Below are 19,089 nucleotides of genomic sequence, written 5' to 3'. Positions count from 1 at the left end.
TCGAAAGCAGCGTATTCACATGCATATTAAGATCTTAGTGCGCTTCAAATTAACCGCATTAGGCACTTTTAATCACACTATGCGTTTTTCCATGTAATGGATTACTTACCCCAAAGGTTAAACGAACTTCAGTAGGATGCACAAACATGTCAGTTGCCACTCAACCCACCGAAAAGCTTTACTTAAAAGTAGAAGCCGTCAACATCTATGCCACTATTCTCGATACGTCTCAGCTAAGTGTTATTAGAGGCAGCTCGAATATCATAAAAAATGCCATAGAAGAGCTCAGTAACATAGAAGATCTTCGTGAAAAGAAAAGCGACATCGAAGGAAAGCTCATACCTATTACTACTGGGGGGTCAATTGGTATTTTCAAAATGGAAAACGCTGTTGATCAGGACAAATTGATTTGTACGGTGAGAGAATTTCTCACAAAATCAGTTGGCGGGTTGGGCAAATATTTTACCTTTGTGGTCAATACCGTCACTGCCAGCACTTACCTAGAAGCCAAAGAAGCGCTCATTGCATTGGGTAGGCACAGCCAGCTCAATCAACTCTCCTTACCTGCGCCAGGCGTTATAGACAACCCAAACGGTATATGTGCGTACAACGGTTTTCTTCCCACTGTTCAAAAATCGCAACTTCCCAATACAGCCAATGAAAATGCATCAGAAAGCGTTAACCAGCGTTTTCAAAAAGGTCGAAAACTGCGCACAAGTATTTATTTTGAAGGTAAAGACAAATCCTCTAACGAAGCACAGTACCAACTTAGCCAAGACTTACATCAACTTGCCGGAACCCACCCCACACTTTCACTAAATGGAAAAATCGCCGTTATATACGCCGACGGGAACAGCTTCGGGAAAATTCAGCGAGAGGCGATTGAAAACGCATGCAAACAAGGTAGTGAATCCAGCCAAGAAGATGCTCAAAAAAGTTACGATGACGAACTCAAAAAAATTCGGCAAGACTATCAGAAGCGACTTATCGACTTATTTGTAACCCGACAACCAGAATTGAAAGGCAACGAAAAAACTACCCCAATCCAAGTCGAAACCTTATTGTGGGGTGGCGATGAAAGCACCATTGTGGTCCCTGCTTGGTTAGGGTTTGACGTGCTGCAACATTTCTTCGAGCACCACAAAAACAAAACATTAAATGGTCACCCCATCACCTTTTCGGCTGGCATGGTGCTTTGTAGTGCGAAAACACCTATTCAGAAAGCACAACAGCTCGCAATAGAGCTTGCAGACAACATCAAAGAACAACCGAATGGTCGGCAATTCAATTTGTTCGATTACGCCGTATTGGAATCTATCGATTATTTTGTCGAAGACAGTATAGAAGACTTTTGGAAAAAACAATTCCACACTCAAGCTAAATGTCGCCGTCCTATTGGATACCAAGAAAGTGCTTCGCTGGATGAAGCCCTAAAAGCCGCTCTAGACGCCTTGCCCCGCCATCGAGTTTATTACTTTGTGAAAACCTTCCTACCCCTTCCGGTAGAAGCATTTGAGCTACAGGAAAACCTCACACCGGAACGAGTGCAAGAGCAAAAAATGCTCGCGCAGAAAGAACACGAAGCCCAACAACTGGAAAATACAACTAAGTTCCAACACCGCACTCAATTAGTGAACAACATATACACCGATTTGGTCAACGGGTTGAATGCCGAAAGCAAAGACATACTCGAAAAGCTCGGTTCGATTTTCCAATACCTACCTAAAGAAAAGAAGAAAGAAAAGAAAAACAAAGAAGAAGAAAAATTGGCACACCTCACGCACGAAAACCCTTACTTCTGGATACATCTACTGGAGCTATACGACTACTTAGCCCCAGAAGCACCAAATAACTCGAACACCCAACACCAGAGTGAGGAACAATAACATGACAGAACTACACTCATACAAATGCAAGTTAACCCTCATCCTTCGTGCGCCATTTATTACTAAGACCACAGGTGCGATTGCGTTTGGGCTTGACACCGAAACGCTAACACACAACGGGCAAATGGTGATCCCCGGTAGGCTGGTAAAAGGCAATATCAGAGACAAAGTCAGCAGATTTTATAGTGCGCTCAAAGAAGCTCAACTCCCGCTAGCGCCAGAGCTTAAAAGCCTTACAGACAAGCTATTTGGTAAGGAAGGGGATGAAGGGAATTTAAAAGAAACCGCGTTACTCACCTTCCCATGGCGTTTTATTGAAACGTCAAACAGTGAAACTCAAACGCAATCTCACATCGCATGGGAAGACACCCAACGTTTCCGTATAAAAATAAATGAAAGTACTCAAGCTGTAGAAAAGGGGCACTTGCAAATCATTGAATCCAAATACGCCACAGGGCAAAGCATCACCTTTGAAGGGGAAATTTGGCTAAATAACGCAACAGAAACCGATAGAATTAACGCTGAAAAATGGTTGAACAAAGCTTGCGAACAGCTAACAGAAGGCGCGCTTGGCGCGTTTAAAACCGTCGGATTCGGACAAGTGCAAAGCGCTACCCTAACACCATTTGCAAAACATCAGGCACGACAAAACCAAAACTGTCATCTACCCGCATTCGACGCAAACGAAAACACATTCCCAATTCGATTAAAGTTTGACCACCCTATTTGCTTTCCAAGCAAAAAAAGCAAACTCGATAACCACCTAGAATCCAGCTCAAAGCTCGCAGGCAACATCATCAAAGCCGGGTTTGCCAACGCCAAAAAGCACCTGAAAAATTCAGTGCAGCTTAACGAACACTTTGACAACGTCGTCTTTCGACACGCCAAACCAGTTAGCCCATCCATGCACAACCGGCCAAAACAACGCCCACTCTCGCTTGCCAAAATCAACGACAATCGTGAGCCGATTTTTGTCAACCTTGCAACGCTTACTAAGCCAAGCCTGTTTAAAAATGCGGAGGGAGCCTTCGTTGCCCCTACATTTTCTACCGACTGGAAGTACTCCGACTGGAACTCTCCTGCAAAAAGCTCAGAAATAGAAAAAGACAAGGAAAAACTGGTCAAGCTTTTCGAACTGGGTGATCACTTCCCAACTTCCACCTACAGCGTTCACACTGCCATTGATGAGAAAACAGGAGCCGCCAAAGAAAGCAATCTTTACAGTATGACGGTCATTGAAGTCGACAACACTGAATGGCTATCCGAAGTAGTACTTCCCAACGGGTTGTCACCGAAAATCAAACAAGAAATCTACACCAGTATTCAAGATATTCTCGCTTACGGCATACCTGAAATGGGCAAAACTAAAGCCAGAATGACAGGAATCGTAGAAGCTCCTATTGCAAGCAGCTTATTTACCAGCAAAAACGAAACAAAAGAGATTAACCTATGTGAAGAAAGCTTGATAAGTATCAAGCTCGAATCGGATGCGCTTTTGTTCTCTACTCAATCACTCCAAACACAGCAAAACCTTCACCCTTTGTATTCTGATTACTTTGATAATGCCGTAAACAAACAAAATGAAGGAAACAATGGTAATAAACAAAACGAAGTTAGTGGAGAAAGTACAGGGTTAGAACTCATCGTATTTTATGCATCACAAACCTTGGGTGGCGGCGACTATTATTACCACCGATTCTCAAAAGATCTCGCCAAAACTCAGGGCATTGAACAATACATCAACTATTTAACCTCGGCCGGATCCGTGTTCACGTTCAAAGTCATCAACGCAGAAAAAGCCAAGCAAACCCTAGAACATTGGAAAGCTTACGGATTACCACTGCCTAAAGATTTGCAAAGCCTAACATTCAACCACACCCCTTACCTCCCGCAAAATGGATTTGGTGAAATCAGCGTCATGACCAGTATGCAAGCCCCTGATTTAAAGAAACAAAATAAAATGGTGATAAAAAGTATTAACACAGCAGGAGGCAACCATGAGTAGCAACGACTTGTATTACAACGTAAAAATCCATGCAGAGCTCGAAACTACCAGCCCACTGCTGATTGGTAATGGCGTTTCCGGATCCGACAATGAACTGCAAAGCTGTACCGATCACGAAGGAAATTACTACATTCCAGGCGCAAGCATTAAAGGCTCTCTCCTGAATTTGTCCAGTAACCAAGTAGATGACAAAGCCCAAAGAATCGACATGTCCTCATTGTTTGGTGAAGAAATTTCAAATGAAAGTGATGGCACCAAAAGCCACTGTGCTGGGAAAGTTCGATTTTTAGATGCCACATCACTCAATGCCCAAATTGGCACCAGTATGCACAACAGCCTAAACCCAGTTACCCGCACCACCAAAGACGGCCACCTTTACGAACGCCACTACATAAAAGCAGGGGCAACGTTCAACGTAATCATGCAAATGGACTTCGCAACAAAAGATCAGCTTGCACCGTTGCTTGGTTTAATTGATGCTTGGAAAGCACAAAATCTTGGTGGGCATAAAAACAGCAACTTTGGCCGGTTTAAAATCCGCAGCCGCTCCGCAACGGGCGTGATTGAAAGTGATCACCTACTTTGGCTAACGGAAGACAAACCCACCCAAGCGCAACCTATAACGGTAGAACCCGAAACCATTGACGTTAAGCAAAACTCGCTTCGCCTTGAAATTTGCCTAACCCCCTACTCTCCGGTGTTTACCGCAGGTGAAGTCATAGAGAAAACAAACAAAGAATCAAAAGAAAGCGAAGAAGACAACCCTCAGGTGATCCGCGCCAAACTCAACGACAACGGCACACCCATTTTACCTTCCACCAGCGTAAGAGGCTCGCTTAGGGCGCAATCCGCCAAAATTTACCACACTATCACCCAAACCTATGGTACAGAAGCCATTAAAGAGAGTGATGAATGCCTTACCCCCATTTACGGCAGTGAAAAGCAAGGTTCTCGCTTACAAATCAGCGAGTTTGCCGCTCTTGGTGCCAAAGCATTCGAGCAAAACTTTATTGGTATTGATCGGTTTACCGGAGGGGTAAAAGCTGGAGCCAACTACAACATTGAGCGTTATGATGTGGTCAGCTACCAAGGTTCTATCAACATTTCATCACAGGCATTAGATGAAGAAGGCGTATCACTCGCCCTATTGTTGCTCACGCTGCGCGATCTCATCGAAGGACAAATCCGCTTTGGAGGCTATCAAGCCAAAGGGTTTGGATGTGTGTTCGCAACCATTACGTTCCCCGACGGCAAAACCATTGAAGACTGGGACGGTTTCCTTAAAGCGTGGGACACAAGCAAACTAACCAAAATTAAGTCGCAGCAAATCGAATCCGCACTGAAAACCTTGGTGGAAGGCAAGGAGAAAAATCATGGCTAATCAATTCTATAACCCATATCACTTTGTACCGTTAAACAACAAAGCACCAGAAAACACCGAAAGCTTTGAAGACATCAAACAAGGCAACACCCACGTTACCCATCAGCTGTGGAAAAAGGATTTACTAAGCGGTTCAATTTTTGTTGCGCTGACTAATACCAGCCCTTTGATTGTTGGTGGCGAAAGGAATCCTAGAGATGACGGTGGCTCGAATGTAAACTTTTTTAGGCAAAAAAATGGTGGTGGAAGCGACGGTTCAGCCAAGCTTTCCATACCCGGATCCACTATGAGAGGCATGATTTCTAACGTACTAGAATCGATCAGTGATGCCCCAATGAGAGTGCTGGAAGATACCAGTTTATCAGTCAGAATGCCTGCCACAGAGCAGACTTACTCTGCAATGGGGATAGTAAGGGTAGACGACGGGAAATATTATATTGAGCCGCTGACTTATCGCTCTACAAATAAAGCTAGGTATAACAACGGGCAACTAAAATTTAGCCAATGGGATGCCGAAGACGAAGAGTGTATCCACAAGGATTACCTGATTTCTGAAGGTGAGTTAAATTGGGAAGACTACTTAAAGTGGCACATCCCCGCCTACAAAAAGAAATTTGGCAGTTTAGAGCTAGATACCACCTATCTTTTCAAAGGCACCTCACCCATACCTAGTTTTCACGGCAAAACCGAAAACTACGTTTATGTTTACGAGGCCTTCAGCAACCCGACAGCTGAAGAGGATGATTTGAGTGTCGACGAATCAGAGCTTTATCATAAATCATCTTACAAGATGCTAAATGGGCTAGAGTTCAACTCCGAAAATAATCACATTCTCACCGAAGAAGAATTTATAGAGCGGTCAAAAGAGCAAAGCTTTAATCAAGAAAAATACACCAGAGCGATACTCCACTGGGTGGGAAAAACCGAAGGTCTAATGGATTCAAAAAAATACGCGTACGCCATCCCTTACCGAAGTGAAAAAGAAGAATTGAAACAAAGAGTTGAACTCCCTGAAAAAGTAATTACAAACTTCGAGAGGATATTGGAAAAGAACGGAAATTCGAATTTGTATCCACTTGGGTGGACAGATGTTAAAGGAGAGAATATTAACAAAGTAATGGAAGGTGACATCTATTACTTCGACTACAATTTTCACCCAGACGACCCAGAAGGAATTAAACAAATCGTCACCGAGCTAAGCCTATCCGCAATTTGGCACAAACAATTTGCAGGTGACACGACCTATGGTGCACTAAAGCAAAACGGATACGATCAGTATCTTCCATTTGGTGTGAGTAAATCTCGAAATGACCTATCACCTGCGGAATCACTGCTCGGGGTAGTGGAGCAAATGGATAACGAATCAGGTAAGAACGTCCAAGATGCGCGGAGCTTAGCGTCCCGAGTGACATTCCACGATGCCATATGCCTTAAAGACGACATAAAAATTCACACTTACACTAGGCTACCTGTACTGGACTCACCGAAAACACCGTCACCTAGCCTATACTTGCACGATCCACGAAGTGGCAAGCCAATTAACAAAAATGACTTAAGTGACCAAAGCCTTAAACCCATGCTAAATGGCAGAAAGCAGTATCTTATTCAGCCTGATGTAAAGGCAGTCAAACTTGAAGGTTCTGAAGGAACAGACAGCATGGCGATACACGCAGAATGGCTACCACCCAGTGATAACCCCGTTTTCGGAACTTGGATTGACTTTAATAACCTGAGTGCCCCAGAGCTTGACCTTCTACTTACCAGTTTGGGGGCTGAAAACTTCAGACCTGATGAAGTCTTCTCCCATCAGCTTGGATTAGGAAAACCTTGCGGGTATGGGCAAGTTAAACTCGATATTTTAAGTGTTATGCTTGAAGACAAACAAGTAAGATACAGAAACATTTCTGGCAAAGCTAAAGTCCATCAATTACAAGAGAGAAAAAGCTCTTCCAATGCAGTAGAACTTCTCGACAAGTTAAGTAAAGATGTGTCGCACCCGTTATTGTCCATTTGGCAAGATTCAGAACAAAAGCTTGAGATAAAAAGCCTTGGGATAGCAAGCCAAGACAGACTGATTGGAAACGGTGAAAGCTTAAAAGCGCTTAGGTATATACGAAGCCAAGAAAGCCAAATAGAGAATACCAGTATTCATTACCCAATGGCGGAAAACTCAGAAAACATCTTCGACTGGTTTGTCAACAATGACGATCACCGAAACGAAAAGCAAGGCTTAGGAAAGCTGAACACCACAAAAGCTCAGCTAGATCCTCTACAAAAAAATAGAAAGGTCAAAAAAAGGTAACCATGCGACTCTACCTAGACACCGAATTCACCGAACTAAGCCAAGCAGCGTCGCTGCTTAGCTTAGCACTGGTGGATGAACAAAACCGCAGCCTCTACCTAGAAGTAAAAAACAGCCCGATTCCGCAAGATGAATGGCTACAAAACAACGTAATTCGCCACCTTAAGTGGCGAAATACACATCAAGAATCTTTTATCAACCTCGCTCAAACACACTCAGAAGCTTACGTAACGTTCAACGAATGTGCAGAGGTGATAACCCAATGGCTCTCCCCATACTCGCAGGGAGAAGTATGGACCGATTGCGCCGTGTGGGATTGGCTATTCTTTTGTGAACTCTTTGGTGGTGCTTTCCATATTCCGAAAAGCATCAACTATCTACCACTCGACTTAGTGACATTGCTTAAAACAAAGCAATTCAACCCACAAGAAAAAAGGGATTCACTCATCAAAACATTGGGGCTGGAAAAGCAATTACTGAAACGCACACAACAAATTACCCCTCACCATGCCTTGTTTGATGCCTTTCAAACCCAAGTGTTATGCGAACACCTACTAAAGGAAGCCCCGTGACCAATCCGCCGCTCGATTCCATGGAACCTTTTGCTCATTTACTGCCTTTGCGCTCAGTTATTGTTACCCTGCAATTCACACAAGAAGTCCAAATGGGCATACTGCACCACGTTGCATTGCAAGGTTGGGTAAGAAACCTATGTGGCAGCCCAGCCGATTTTGGGCTTGGTATTGTGGTGGAACCACTCGAAAACCAACACCATCACTATTTTCCCCAATACCTTTACCGTTTTAAAGTTACCGCTACCACACTGGGTTTGCCCATATTGGAACACCTAATAACCCAGCTGCAACGGTTGCCAGAATCCGCCAAGCACATAAAAAAAAGTGGGCTATTGCACCAAAACGTTACACTGTGCGCAATACACGATGCTTACAACGGCGCGCCCTATGAAGCCATTACCGAACTTACCCTGTTTGGCTTGCCACAACTGGCTCAGCAAATAGAACAAGTCGAAAACACGCATACCCTCTCGGTGCAGTTTATTACCCCTGCTCAGTTTAAACTAAGAAAAGACGCCAAAGGCACGCAGCGCTTTTGCAGAAACAAACAAGACATCAGCTGGGCGCTGTTTAGCCAAAGAGCCTCCGACGCTTGCATTCAGCTTATTCAAAACCATACTCAAATTCGCCACGCCCGCCCAATCTGGCCCGAAGCAGAACTCAGCCAAATCAAAGCCATTTGGCTTGAAAACCGCTACGGCGGTAACGGGAAAAGCACCAAGTTCGCAGGTGGGCTGCTTACCCAGTTTACCGTAACTTTAGACTCGCCACTCACCCGCATGCAATGGGCGCAACTGCTGCTAGGGCAGCACTTAGGCATAGGCCAAAGCCGCGCATTTGGGTGCGGCATATATAACGTGTGTGCTTCCAGTGATAACGACAGCCTTCACCCATTAGCGCCGCCGCGCCCCAGTGCAGGGCACAGTTTGCTCGACCTCTCGTTTACCGAAGATAACCTAAACGCCGCCCTCCACCACAATCAGAAAAAGCACGGCATTCCACAACCCACCATCGGTGAGATAAGGGAAAAGGCAGGGTTTGATTTACTCAACATTAAGCAAGGCAACTACACGCCACCGCCGTTAACTCCTGTCGATATTGCCAAACCCAATGGCGAAATAAGAAAACTCTCGGTGCCGCCGCTGCAAGACAGAATATTACAGCGCTGCGCCGCTAAAACCTTAAGCGATATATACGAAAGCCACTGGATAAAAAACAGCTATGGTTACCGGCCCGGGCGCTCGCGCCTGAACGCCAAAGAAGAAATCAACCACCTAGTCCAAGAAGGCTATGAATGGATAGTAGAAGCCGACGTAAAAGCCTTTTTCGATTCCGTAAGTTGGGAAGAACTCACCAAGCGGCTAGAACTGCTGTTCCCGAATGAACCGCTGGATGCCATGATCATGAAATGGATCACAGCAGGGAAAGAAACACCAGAGGGCACAGTTGAGCCCAGATCCTCCGGCTTACCACAGGGAGCGCCCATTTCCCCGCTTATTGCCAACCTAATACTGGACGATTTTGATGCCGACATGCACGAACTCGGCTACAAACTGGTGCGCTTCGCTGACGATTTTATCCTGTTGTTCAAAAAAGAGGCACACGCCCACGAGGCACTTGAACACATTCATCAATCACTCAACGAACATAACCTCTACCTGCACCCCACCAAAACCAAAGTGGTGCATAAATCGAAAGGGTTTCATTTTCTTGGTTACCTGTTTATAGATGGCTACGCCATCGAAACCAGCAAAGCAGCAGAACATGAAAAAACGCTGGAGCTTCGTCCAAATATCCCCGACACGCCGCCACATACACTTCCAAACAACATCATAGGAGAAAGGCAACACCAAGGCACAATATTGATCATATGCGGTGAAACCACCGTGCTCAACTGCCACCAAAACAAGCTGCAAACCACACAAGAAGAAACCCAACACACCTACAGCTGGCAAAGCCTAGAAGCCATTGTATTGCTGGGGAATCACCCAATCACCACCCCTGCTCTTGTCAAAGCCATGGAAAATCAGGTCCCGATTTATTTTTTAAGCCAGCAAGGCGAATATCAGGGCGTTGCGACCGATGCCCTCCCCCGTGAAGGTGCGGCACTGTGGTTACTGCAAGCCCAGCGATGCCAGAACCAACATTTTGCCTTACAAAACAGTAAAGAACTGGTACAAAGCCGAATGACGGGGATCCACTCCGTTATCTACCGGCGCGACAAGCAGTGGCACGGGCTTATTCAAATAGACAAATACAAACAAAAAGCCCACAACGCCGAGGATGTAAAAACCTTACGCGGGTATGAAGGGCAAGCCGCCAAATTACTGTGGCAGTTTTTAAAAGAAACCCTAGGCAAAGAATGGGTGTTTACAGGCAGGAACCGACGCCCCCCAAAAGACCCAGTGAACGCCATGCTCTCTTTAGGCTACACTTTCTTGTACAATCTCTGTGACGCCGCAGTAAGGGTTGCGGGGTTGTGCCCAACCCACGGCGTATACCACCAACCCAGAGGAAAGCATTCAGCGCTGGCTTCCGACATGCAAGAGCCTTTTCGCATGGTAGTAGAGCGCACCGTGTTAACCCTGATTAACCGCCGGCAAATCAAACCCGACGATTTTCAAATCACCCCCGAGTTCTGCAACATGAGCAGCGAAGCAAGGAAAGTACTGCTTACCGCGCTCATGCAAGAACTCACCCAGCCCAGAAACAACCACCAAACCCGCCTGTTGGATGACATATTCAGCCAGCCCATTCGGCTAAACCAATCCATTAGACAGCAAACGGATTTTCGGGCATGGAGACCATAATGGACATCTATTTAGCTTGCTTCGATATAGAAGACGACAAAGCCCGCCGAAAGGTGGGCAACATTCTGCTCGAACACGGGGAACGTGTGCAATATTCGGTATTTGAAATCAGTGTAAAAAACGTGACAGCGCTAGATAAAATCAAGCGTAAGTGCCTGTATTATCTAGAGGATACGGATAAACTGTTTTTTTATTATTTACCCCTATCAGCAAGGAAAAAGTCCAGCGACGTGAACGGAGACCCCATCGCACGTTATCCACAAGCGGTGATCATTTAGCCTGTTATTTGGTGGAAAAACAGAAAAGCTCTTTAACAATCAGCCGCATAGTCGATTCAAGGTAAACCAAGAAAAACACCTAGGTCGTCAAGACATTGTTTTCATAGTGAAAAACAGTGTTTTATGGTGTATTTTTAAGCCCATTTTAGACATTTCGCTGTGGATAACTTTAGGGCGTCAAAAACCGTGATTTAACTCACTGAATAGACTTAAGAATTTTAGGATACTGTCGCAGAACCTCAGGCCGCATAGGCCGTTGAGACCAAAAGTTGTGGCATAATGCCCCAACCCTATTATTAGTCGCAGAACCTCAGGCCGCATAGGCCGTTGAGACTTCTGCTGTAATAGACATAATGTTCTCCTTATGTCGCAGAACCTCAGGCCGCATAGGCCGTTGAGACTCAAATTGCTTATGAAATGTATTAAATTTTAAGTCGCAGAACCTCAGGCCGCATAGGCCGTTGAGACTTCTCATTATATCCGCTTAATGATCTAGAAAAACTGTCGCAGAACCTCAGGCCGCATAGGCCGTTGAGACTTATAATTTTCATAAACGGAACCTTAGCCATTTTAGTCGCAGAACCTCAGGCCGCATAGGCCGTTGAGACTACATGGTCTGGGTGAATTAAACGCCCTTAGTGTCGCAGAACCTCAGGCCGCATAGGCCGTTGAGACCCTGGAAAGGTGTAAACAAAACCAGCCCAATAGTCGCAGAACCTCAGGCCGCATAGGCCGTTGAGACAGATACCTGAACCTCTACACCCTTAGCTTTAAAAGTCGCAGAACCTCAGGCCGCATAGGCCGTTGAGACACAAGGCTAATACAGATTGCGATTATTCCTATGGTGTCGCAGAACCTCAGGCCGCATAGGCCGTTGAGACACTTCACCTAGTGTTTCGCCTAACTCACCGAACAAGTCGCAGAACCTCAGGCCGCATAGGCCGTTGAGACTCTACGTATGACCACACTGCCAGTTCGACCTTACGTCGCAGAACCTCAGGCCGCATAGGCCGTTGAGACTCACTTCTTTTTCAATTAATACTACCGCTATTGCTGTCGCAGAACCTCAGGCCGCATAGGCCGTTGAGACGTACGTAGAAAAATACGAAAAACACGCTCCCAACGTCGCAGAACCTCAGGCCGCATAGGCCGTTGAGACATGCATAATTATACGAAGTTACGAAATCGTATATGTCGCAGAACCTCAGGCCGCATAGGCCGTTGAGACTTAATGACTGAGCCTTTTTGACAACAGCAACCAAAGTCGCAGAACCTCAGGCCGCATAGGCCGTTGAGACTTAATTAACGCGACTTGATTTTCATCTTTAAGTACTTCTAGTCACAGAACCTCAGGCCGCATAGGCCGTTGAGACCCAAAAGTTGCACCCGACTGTATAGTCAACCAAGTCGCAGAACCTCAGGTCGCATAGGCCGTTGAGACGGTGGTACGTTGTCTATAATCCAGTTCATATAAAGTCACAGCCCCCCAGGTCGCATAGGCCGTTAATACTGGAATTTGAAAACGCATCCACACATTGTGTCGCAATCCGTTGGCCGTATAGGCCGTTGAGACATTGCTATGATCGAAATGATTAAGCTAAACGTTTGAGAATGCGAGACTTTATTTGGAAATGGAAATAAAAAAACGCCGTAAAGCTTAGGCTTTACGGCGTTTTTTCTATTTAAGGGAAGCGTTTTTCAATCCTAAAATCAAAAAATTAAAATATTGCTTCTACCCATTTTCCAATCGCTTCGAATAACCAGCCAATCGATGCAAATGAAATTAGAATGGCGACTACTGCGAGTATTCGGTTCCTTTTACCATCAGCGTAATCATTGGCAGCATCCAGTTCGGACTTGATTTGCTCAAACTGGCGTTCGCTTTCCAGTGGCTTAAGCATTAGCTGAAACATCTCTTTGCCTTGGATTTGCTGAGTTAACTCAACAAACCAATATTGATTGACAAACTGAATAAACTCTTCTTTCAAAGAAGAAAATGGTCGTTTTTTTATGTGCTTATACACACCATCTGAATCTCTCCTAATAAAGAACCAAGCTAACTTGATGAGTCTCTTGATAAACCCAAATGGCACTTTTAATGGATGCTTCAAGAACCGTTCAAGCAATTTTTTATTTATTAGAGCATTGGTTTGTAACGTTATTTCACGGTTATAGTGTTCAAAAGACAGCCTGTAAAACAAGGTGGAAAGGAGCATTCGGTTGTAAATATAAGGCACGTGTATTGGAGCGATATTTGTTGAAAAGAACCCTTGCTGCCCTATGTATGTGTGGTTGTAGTCGTTAAAACTCATTAACAGCCCAGCCCCATTCCACCGCGTGTAGCTGTTGGCTTTCAGGTGCGTTTTTACAAATTCTGGATTGTAGGCGAATTCACTAAAGCACCCCCACGTCATAGAGGAGTCATCCACGTAGTGAGCATAGCTATGGAACCTTTGAATTTGCTCCTCACTCTGAGGAAAGTTTCCCGCGTAGCTGTATACCGCGGAGGTAAACATTCGGTCGTCTGGCAGAGTTTTTATGTAGCTGTCGAGGATATTCGCACAATGCGTTCTTTCTATCTCGCCTTCTTTGTTTTTTTCATTCAAATGTCCGCTAGAGGAAAGAAACTCACAAAGTAAGTGGCGCACGGGGCGCGATAGCATTTCGCTGGCTTGGAAACGTTTTTGCGATCCTACAATAAACGTTAAATCCTCTTGCTTGTCTTCTGCTAACGTTTTTCCATTTTGGGTAAGGGCTTTTGCGAAATGTTTGCCTTCTTTTTCTGCATCTACAAAGGCGGGGTACAACACCCGTGCGTTTTTTGTAAACTTTAAACAGTTTTCATACTGGTAGGTGGCTAAGTTTTCCCTTAATGTATGACTGCCCGAGAGCAAGCCTTCAACCCAGCTGGTTTCACACTTAAATTGGTGTTCAACGTGAATGGCGAGGTACATCAATCCGTTAAAATAACGGTAAAGGTAAACCTGTTTAATGGGCATTTTTACGGTTAGGTTGTCTCTTACCTTTAGCTCCCACAGCAGTGTTTCTGTGCGTGCGGCGTTCAGTAGGTCTTTTTTGTGTTCGCCAATTAAGCGGTACTCCTGAATCGGTTTAATTTTGTTTTTATCTGTACCCCTGCCCTTGCTTGAGTCCTCAACTTTTTCATTAAACAGGTAGCTTCTCTGGTGGGGTAGAAAATACATCCACGCTTCTTGTTCCGCGATGTATTGATCTTGTCGTTCTTTTTCAATTTTTTGTCTGTCTTTCTCTTTTTGGGAAGCGTCTTTTGGTAGATCCCTAAATTCTTGTGGATGGAAATGTTCTTTTAGTTCGTAGTGGTATTGTGGGGTAACTATTGGGAATTTCGCCTCTCCCTCTGCGCTGGTGGGCTTATCCAGCGGCATAAAGAAGGTATTGTTGTAGTAGGTAATGGGTTTGCCCAACACCACGACTTGATCGAGCCACCATTCTAAAAAGTAGAGCCACAACGTTTTTTTGGGTTGGCTGAGTTCAACAATTAATTGGTAAACGCCGTTTTCCGAATAAGGGGTGATGTGAAAGCCGAGTTTAGTGAGTTCCGCCTGCTTTTCTGCGCTCAATGTGGCAATGTGCTCAATACCTGAATACACAATTTTATTGAGCTTTTCATAATCGAAGGTTTCGTCGAGCGTTTGGTTTTCACCCAGTAAAAGTAAATAAGGGCTACCCACCCACTTCAGTTCCGTTTTTTGTATTTCCCGTTCTGTTTCGTGTTCTTTCGGTTCTGTTTTGTATTTTTTCAGTTTTTTCAAAAGTTCTGACGCGAACTCATCTGGAAAAGTGTAATCTTCAAACTTCTTTATTGGCTGGTTATTTTCCTTCGCTTCGTATTTCTCCTCATCATATTTTTGGTGTTCACCTGCGAGTTCTAAATAAGCACAGGCGCTGGCTAGCGCTTCGTCGGTGGTGTTCATCACGGCGATGTGTAGATCAGCCAGCTTAAGCCGATGTTGCATGGCCTTGAGTAGGGGGAGCGCCAATGTGTCATCGTTGTTTGGGGTTATAGCTGCCAAGGTATTTTTGAAGAGTGTGGTTGTATCTACGATTTTATCATTCAGTTGGCTGATTTCTTTTAGCCGTTGGATGTCTTTTCGAGGTTGAGTATCTTTTCGAGATTGGGAGCCTTGCCACTGCGCGTTCATATTGGTGCCTGAGTTATCGTGTTTATATACCAACAGTATCTATTTTTTTGAACACTTAAACAGTGAGACTGCGCTATTTTTCATGGCATTGCGACACAATGCATGGGCTTTCGCCCATGCGGATTTATTGATACTTTCGCTTAAACGCTTGCTGAGCGTGCTCTAGATCTACCATGCTTTTTATGTAATTAAATTGTGTTCCATGAAAAGCGGTAATGGCTTGATTACTTCGCCAATATAAGTAACTGGTTTTTGCTAGCAAAAACGCTTTTGTTGCTTTTTCCATTTCCAATTTGTTGGCTGGGACAAGTGCGAGTGTGGAACCATTGATACAAGCGATCTGTATTGTGATTTCTGTTTGGTTAATGGTGAGTGGGTCTTCTTCATCAAACAGTTGCCCTTCAGGTGTTAATGGGCAATCGGAGTAACTGAGTATGAACATGAGCCTAGGGTAATCCAGCTTTGTCACCTCATACATAGCGCGGCTGCCATTGCCTAAAAAACTGGTTATGCTGCCGTGCTCTTTACTTTGCATCTGCCACTTGAGTACGTCGCTACTAAGCACATTCGCGTGTCCCATCGATGTATGCAGGGCAAATAGCCCTGCAACACAAAAGAAAATCCAATTTTTCATTGTTGACCTGCCTTTTTGTTCTTTCTATTTACAGCAAAGAAGCTCAACACCATCAGCCCAAGGATCCCTGCGCTACCACCAGATGAGCCTGCCGATCCACCAACGTTAGTGGTGTTGTCGGTTTCACCATCAGGTGTATCGGGGTTTTCATTGTTGGTGCTATCAATCGGCGTAAATTCGATGTGATAGCTGTTGATGATTTCTGGGTTGTTGGTATTGAGGTAATCGAGATCGTCGTATCGGCCTGTTTGGATTCGAGCATCTGACCTTTTGTACAGGGAATTGACCTCGGAGTAGTAGTAGCTCCCCTTGGGGTGTAACCCTTTGCTGGTTGGGCGTATAGAGTCGAACCGCTCTACGATGTTGCCTTGCCAGTCTACAAAGTAGGTTTCTCGCTCCCAGTTATCGTGTAATACGATGATATTTTCATTGATAGCCTGAAAAAACACGCCAAAGGCTGGCATAACGGCACGGTTAAACAGCTCATTTCCGTTGTTATCGGTAACAATGAAATTGTCGTTGTGGTCTATCCGGTAGCGATATTCTAGGTTTCTTGTAGGTAGTGGGTCTTTGGTAGCATGCGAAACCCATGTTTGAGCATCGATGTAACTGACTGTGCCGTCTGTGGAGCACGTAAAATACCCTTGGTTAACGCTGCAACTGTCTGCTTCGATAAAATCGCTAATGTTCAGTTTGCTATCGTAAACGTTTAATCGCTTGTTTCCTTGGTCAAACAGCACCAATTTGCTGTCGGTTCGAACAATGCCCTCTGAAGTATTAAATGGCAGTGATGTTTTACGGAATGTTTTGGTTGCGGAATCCCAACTGCCCAGCTCGCCTTTAGAAAGCACCCAGAAATCTCGGTTTGGTGCCACTTGAAGCCAGTCGTAATCGTAGTGAATATCGAGTTTGTGCTCTTGCAATAAGTTGTCTTCGTGGTCGTAGTGACGGAAGTACGCTTCATCATTCCCGAATAGAATGATTTGTGTTTCCACTTCGACTCGCGACCCATCTGGCAACAGCCGTAAATCGGTTTCCATAACAGTGTTAGACCATGCCGACGCTGTGACCGTTGAAAGAAGCAATGTTGCTGCTGAAAGTCCCTTATTCATTATATATCTCTCTTCAGTTGATTTTATTTTGAGGCTTTATCGCCTTTCAATATTTTTGTTTGTCGGGAATTTGAACAATTTTTCTTTTTTTCAAAATTTTTTTTTGTTTTTTTGAAAAGTTTTCTGATTTCCGCCAAACGGAAGAGATGAGCACCTTCAAGAATGAGCGTGTCGTGTGCTTAAGGGATTTTCGCTTTATAAAGTTATAAGGCGGTCACATCTAAGCACTTAATGGCTTATCTGTATGATTCAAATTGTTAACCTATTTGTTCAACTGCGAAGGTTACCTTGAAAAACACCGGTTAAGTGCTCTCTAAAAAATCAAACGTCTGGAGCCTAGGTTTATAAATGGATAAAAAGTACACCAATTTTGTAAGAGAATGGAAACACTTGTGCAGTCTTTACCAAAGGCTACTTTGGGATTGCAAACCCTCTTTGTTGGTTGAAGACATGCGAATGGCGGGTTTGCCTGAAGATGCCGAGTTAACGGCAATACTGAATCACTGGCTTTTGGAATTTGATCAAGCATTTGAACACTTTGTCGCGGTAGAGGTTCAAAGTAAACAAGATCCGAACTCCAACCTTTCTGAACTCGCTGCCGATTGTTGGACGCTTCATTGCCACTCTAAAATTGATTTCGTTAAGGTGATGAACAAAGCTTTGAGCGAACCGGATGCGCGTTTATTGCGCTCTCACTTTGTAAACCATTGTAAAACTATTGCAGGTAAAGGGCGGGAACATTTTTTGTACGCGGATGGCGTTCACCCAAAATGTATTTTGATGATCAAGCGCTGGAGCTCGCTATACAAAAGTATTCGTGCCGCTAGGCAAGAGCTTCAAGCGGACGTTGATATACTGAGTGACGAATTTATATCTCGGGTTGCTAAAAAACAGCATGATAGCCAACAACATGCGAAACATGATGATATTCGAGAGGCGATTTGTTTTCTGTACATGGGGGAGGAGTCTCTTTACACAGAGCTGGATGAAACTGATCAACATGTTGTTTCTTCGTTTCATTCAACCAAACAAGAAACCACCCTGTTTGATAGCCCTCATTCGGTGAGCTTTGAGCAAGTGGATTACCTTGAGGCGGTGGAGGAACAAAGCCTGCGGTTAGAAGGTTGTATGAAAAAACTTGAGACTGAGAGTGTAGAACAATTTCAGGCCATTCAAATTGGTCATTTTGAGTCGGAATCCCATTGGGGCGTGAGTACCAAAATCGCGAACGCGCTAAAATGCTCTCACAAAAAAGCAACGCGCATGTTGATGAAAGGCATTGATGCTTTGAGGCAGTGCATGAAGCTGTCTTCGTTAACTAGTATTTCAAAAAATGGGAGCCAGTAATGAACAAAGGCGATACAAAGAAATTATTGGCTAGCGTGATTAACTCACAAAAAGAGGATTTGAAACACTACGTTTCCTATTCTCGCTTAAAGGAAGCGTTGGAACTTGGTCCGATTCTTACTGAAGAGGAAAAAGAGGTTATTTGGCTTTCCCCGGCCGTTCGCACCATGTATTTGCACATTAAGCAAGATTTGTCTAAGCAGGTCGATTTGCTTTGGCAGCAAGGAAACTGGGGCGCTTTGCAGCATCAACTTGCGGCATCTTCCACCAAACAAACTTCGTACAAACGGGATTTTGGTCATTTTAGCATTGCCTTTCATCAACACAGCTTAGGGTGGGATGTGGTGTTAACGGTGTCCCCCGATGTAAAACACAGCTTATTTCATTCCACCGAGGTGGCAGTGAAAGATTCATTGGGCAATATCTGGGTGAAAGGCATTCCCGATTCTCGCAATCAAGTATTTGGTGAATGGCTTAGCGAAGATGCTGGTGATGTCAACGTACAAGAAACGCTGAAACGTACTATTCGGCTCATTCACTATTAAAGTTACCCAGATTCTCAACATTCATAGGAAGAA

At 44.5% G+C, this 19,089-nt stretch carries 12 protein-coding genes and 1 CRISPR repeat array; of the genes, 9 read left to right on the top strand and 3 right to left on the bottom strand.

Annotated features, from left to right (window positions below):
• Positions 1–146 precede the first annotated feature (146 nt).
• The 7 genes from Q8W40_RS18620 to cas2 are packed head-to-tail and all read left to right on the top strand — an operon-like array spanning position 147 to position 11,237.
• Entirely contained in the window at positions 147–1,886 is a 1,740-nt protein-coding gene (locus tag Q8W40_RS18620; protein WP_305399306.1) for a Cas10/Cmr2 second palm domain-containing protein, read from the top strand.
• Position 1,887: 1 nt separating this feature from the next.
• Entirely contained in the window at positions 1,888–3,891 is a 2,004-nt protein-coding gene (locus Q8W40_RS18615; RefSeq protein ID WP_305399305.1) for an RAMP superfamily CRISPR-associated protein, read from the top strand.
• Positions 3,884–5,272, top strand: a complete 1,389-nt coding sequence (locus Q8W40_RS18610) for an RAMP superfamily CRISPR-associated protein (protein WP_305399304.1) — start codon at positions 3,884–3,886, stop codon at positions 5,270–5,272. Before Q8W40_RS18615 ends, Q8W40_RS18610 begins: the two co-directional genes overlap by 8 nt.
• Positions 5,265–7,574: a TIGR03986 family type III CRISPR-associated RAMP protein gene (locus Q8W40_RS18605; protein WP_305399303.1), complete on the top strand. Its 2,310-nt coding sequence runs from the start codon at positions 5,265–5,267 to the stop codon at positions 7,572–7,574. Before Q8W40_RS18610 ends, Q8W40_RS18605 begins: the two co-directional genes overlap by 8 nt.
• 2 nt (positions 7,575–7,576) lie before the next feature.
• Positions 7,577–8,146, top strand: a complete 570-nt coding sequence (locus Q8W40_RS18600) for a 3'-5' exoribonuclease (RefSeq protein WP_305399302.1) — start codon at positions 7,577–7,579, stop codon at positions 8,144–8,146.
• The gene (gene cas1 / locus Q8W40_RS18595; protein WP_305399301.1) at positions 8,143–10,959 is read left to right on the top strand and encodes a CRISPR-associated endonuclease Cas1; all 2,817 of its coding nucleotides are present in this window, start codon (positions 8,143–8,145) and stop codon (positions 10,957–10,959) included. The genes Q8W40_RS18600 and cas1 overlap by 4 nt, the downstream gene beginning before the upstream one ends.
• A complete protein-coding gene (cas2, locus tag Q8W40_RS18590; protein WP_305399300.1) occupies positions 10,959–11,237 on the top strand; it encodes a CRISPR-associated endonuclease Cas2 in 279 nt (92 codons plus the stop codon). Before cas1 ends, cas2 begins: the two co-directional genes overlap by 1 nt.
• A 228-nt stretch (positions 11,238–11,465) precedes the next feature.
• Positions 11,466–12,747: direct repeats of the CRISPR family, unit length 35 nt; unit sequence GTCGCAGAACCTCAGGCCGCATAGGCCGTTGAGAC.
• Between the two features lie 208 nt (positions 12,748–12,955).
• Here the strand turns inward: cas2 and Q8W40_RS18585 are convergent.
• The 3 genes from Q8W40_RS18585 to Q8W40_RS18575 all read right to left on the bottom strand — a co-directional run bounded on the left by Q8W40_RS18585 (position 12,956) and on the right by Q8W40_RS18575 (position 17,164).
• Positions 12,956–15,418, bottom strand: coding sequence for a hypothetical protein (locus Q8W40_RS18585; RefSeq protein WP_305399299.1), 2,463 nt, complete (start codon positions 15,416–15,418; stop codon positions 12,956–12,958).
• A 124-nt stretch (positions 15,419–15,542) separates the two neighbouring features.
• Positions 15,543–16,052: a hypothetical protein gene (locus tag Q8W40_RS18580; protein ID WP_305399298.1), complete on the bottom strand. Its 510-nt coding sequence runs from the start codon at positions 16,050–16,052 to the stop codon at positions 15,543–15,545.
• A complete protein-coding gene (locus tag Q8W40_RS18575) occupies positions 16,049–17,164 on the bottom strand; it encodes a hypothetical protein (RefSeq protein ID WP_305399297.1) in 1,116 nt (371 codons plus the stop codon). Before Q8W40_RS18575 ends, Q8W40_RS18580 begins: the two co-directional genes overlap by 4 nt.
• 348 nt (positions 17,165–17,512) lie before the next feature.
• Here Q8W40_RS18575 and Q8W40_RS18570 point away from each other — a divergent pair, with 348 nt between their 5' ends.
• Both Q8W40_RS18570 and Q8W40_RS18565 read left to right on the top strand, forming a co-directional pair.
• Positions 17,513–18,511 (top strand): hypothetical protein, encoded by a 999-nt coding sequence (locus tag Q8W40_RS18570; protein WP_305399296.1) that lies wholly within the window; start codon positions 17,513–17,515, stop codon positions 18,509–18,511.
• On the top strand, positions 18,511–19,056 hold the full coding sequence (locus tag Q8W40_RS18565) for a hypothetical protein (RefSeq protein WP_305399295.1): 546 nt from the start codon (positions 18,511–18,513) through the stop codon (positions 19,054–19,056). The genes Q8W40_RS18570 and Q8W40_RS18565 overlap by 1 nt, the downstream gene beginning before the upstream one ends.
• Positions 19,057–19,089: the final 33 nt, after the last annotated feature.

This window comes from Vibrio penaeicida (assembly GCF_030689305.1).
GTDB lineage: Bacteria > Pseudomonadota > Gammaproteobacteria > Enterobacterales > Vibrionaceae > Vibrio > Vibrio penaeicida_B.
Note: the sequence above shows the minus strand (reverse complement) of the source record. Positions and strands in the feature narration are given on the sequence as shown.

Excerpts from the sequence above, each read along its gene's own strand:
- Q8W40_RS18565 (WP_305399295.1), top strand. The coding sequence starts at position 18,511 with ATGAACAAAGGCGATACAAAGAAATTATTGGCTAGCGTGATTAACTCA.
- Q8W40_RS18585 (WP_305399299.1), bottom strand. The coding sequence starts at position 15,418 with ATGAACGCGCAGTGGCAAGGCTCCCAATCTCGAAAAGATACTCAACCT.
- Q8W40_RS18605 (WP_305399303.1), top strand. The coding sequence starts at position 5,265 with ATGGCTAATCAATTCTATAACCCATATCACTTTGTACCGTTAAACAAC.
- Q8W40_RS18610 (WP_305399304.1), top strand. The coding sequence starts at position 3,884 with ATGAGTAGCAACGACTTGTATTACAACGTAAAAATCCATGCAGAGCTC.
- Q8W40_RS18580 (WP_305399298.1), bottom strand. The coding sequence starts at position 16,052 with ATGAAAAATTGGATTTTCTTTTGTGTTGCAGGGCTATTTGCCCTGCAT.
- cas2 (WP_305399300.1), top strand. The coding sequence starts at position 10,959 with ATGGACATCTATTTAGCTTGCTTCGATATAGAAGACGACAAAGCCCGC.
- Q8W40_RS18620 (WP_305399306.1), top strand. The coding sequence starts at position 147 with ATGTCAGTTGCCACTCAACCCACCGAAAAGCTTTACTTAAAAGTAGAA.
- Q8W40_RS18615 (WP_305399305.1), top strand. The coding sequence starts at position 1,888 with ATGACAGAACTACACTCATACAAATGCAAGTTAACCCTCATCCTTCGT.
- Q8W40_RS18600 (WP_305399302.1), top strand. The coding sequence starts at position 7,577 with ATGCGACTCTACCTAGACACCGAATTCACCGAACTAAGCCAAGCAGCG.
- Q8W40_RS18570 (WP_305399296.1), top strand. The coding sequence starts at position 17,513 with ATGGATAAAAAGTACACCAATTTTGTAAGAGAATGGAAACACTTGTGC.
- Q8W40_RS18575 (WP_305399297.1), bottom strand. The coding sequence starts at position 17,164 with ATGAATAAGGGACTTTCAGCAGCAACATTGCTTCTTTCAACGGTCACA.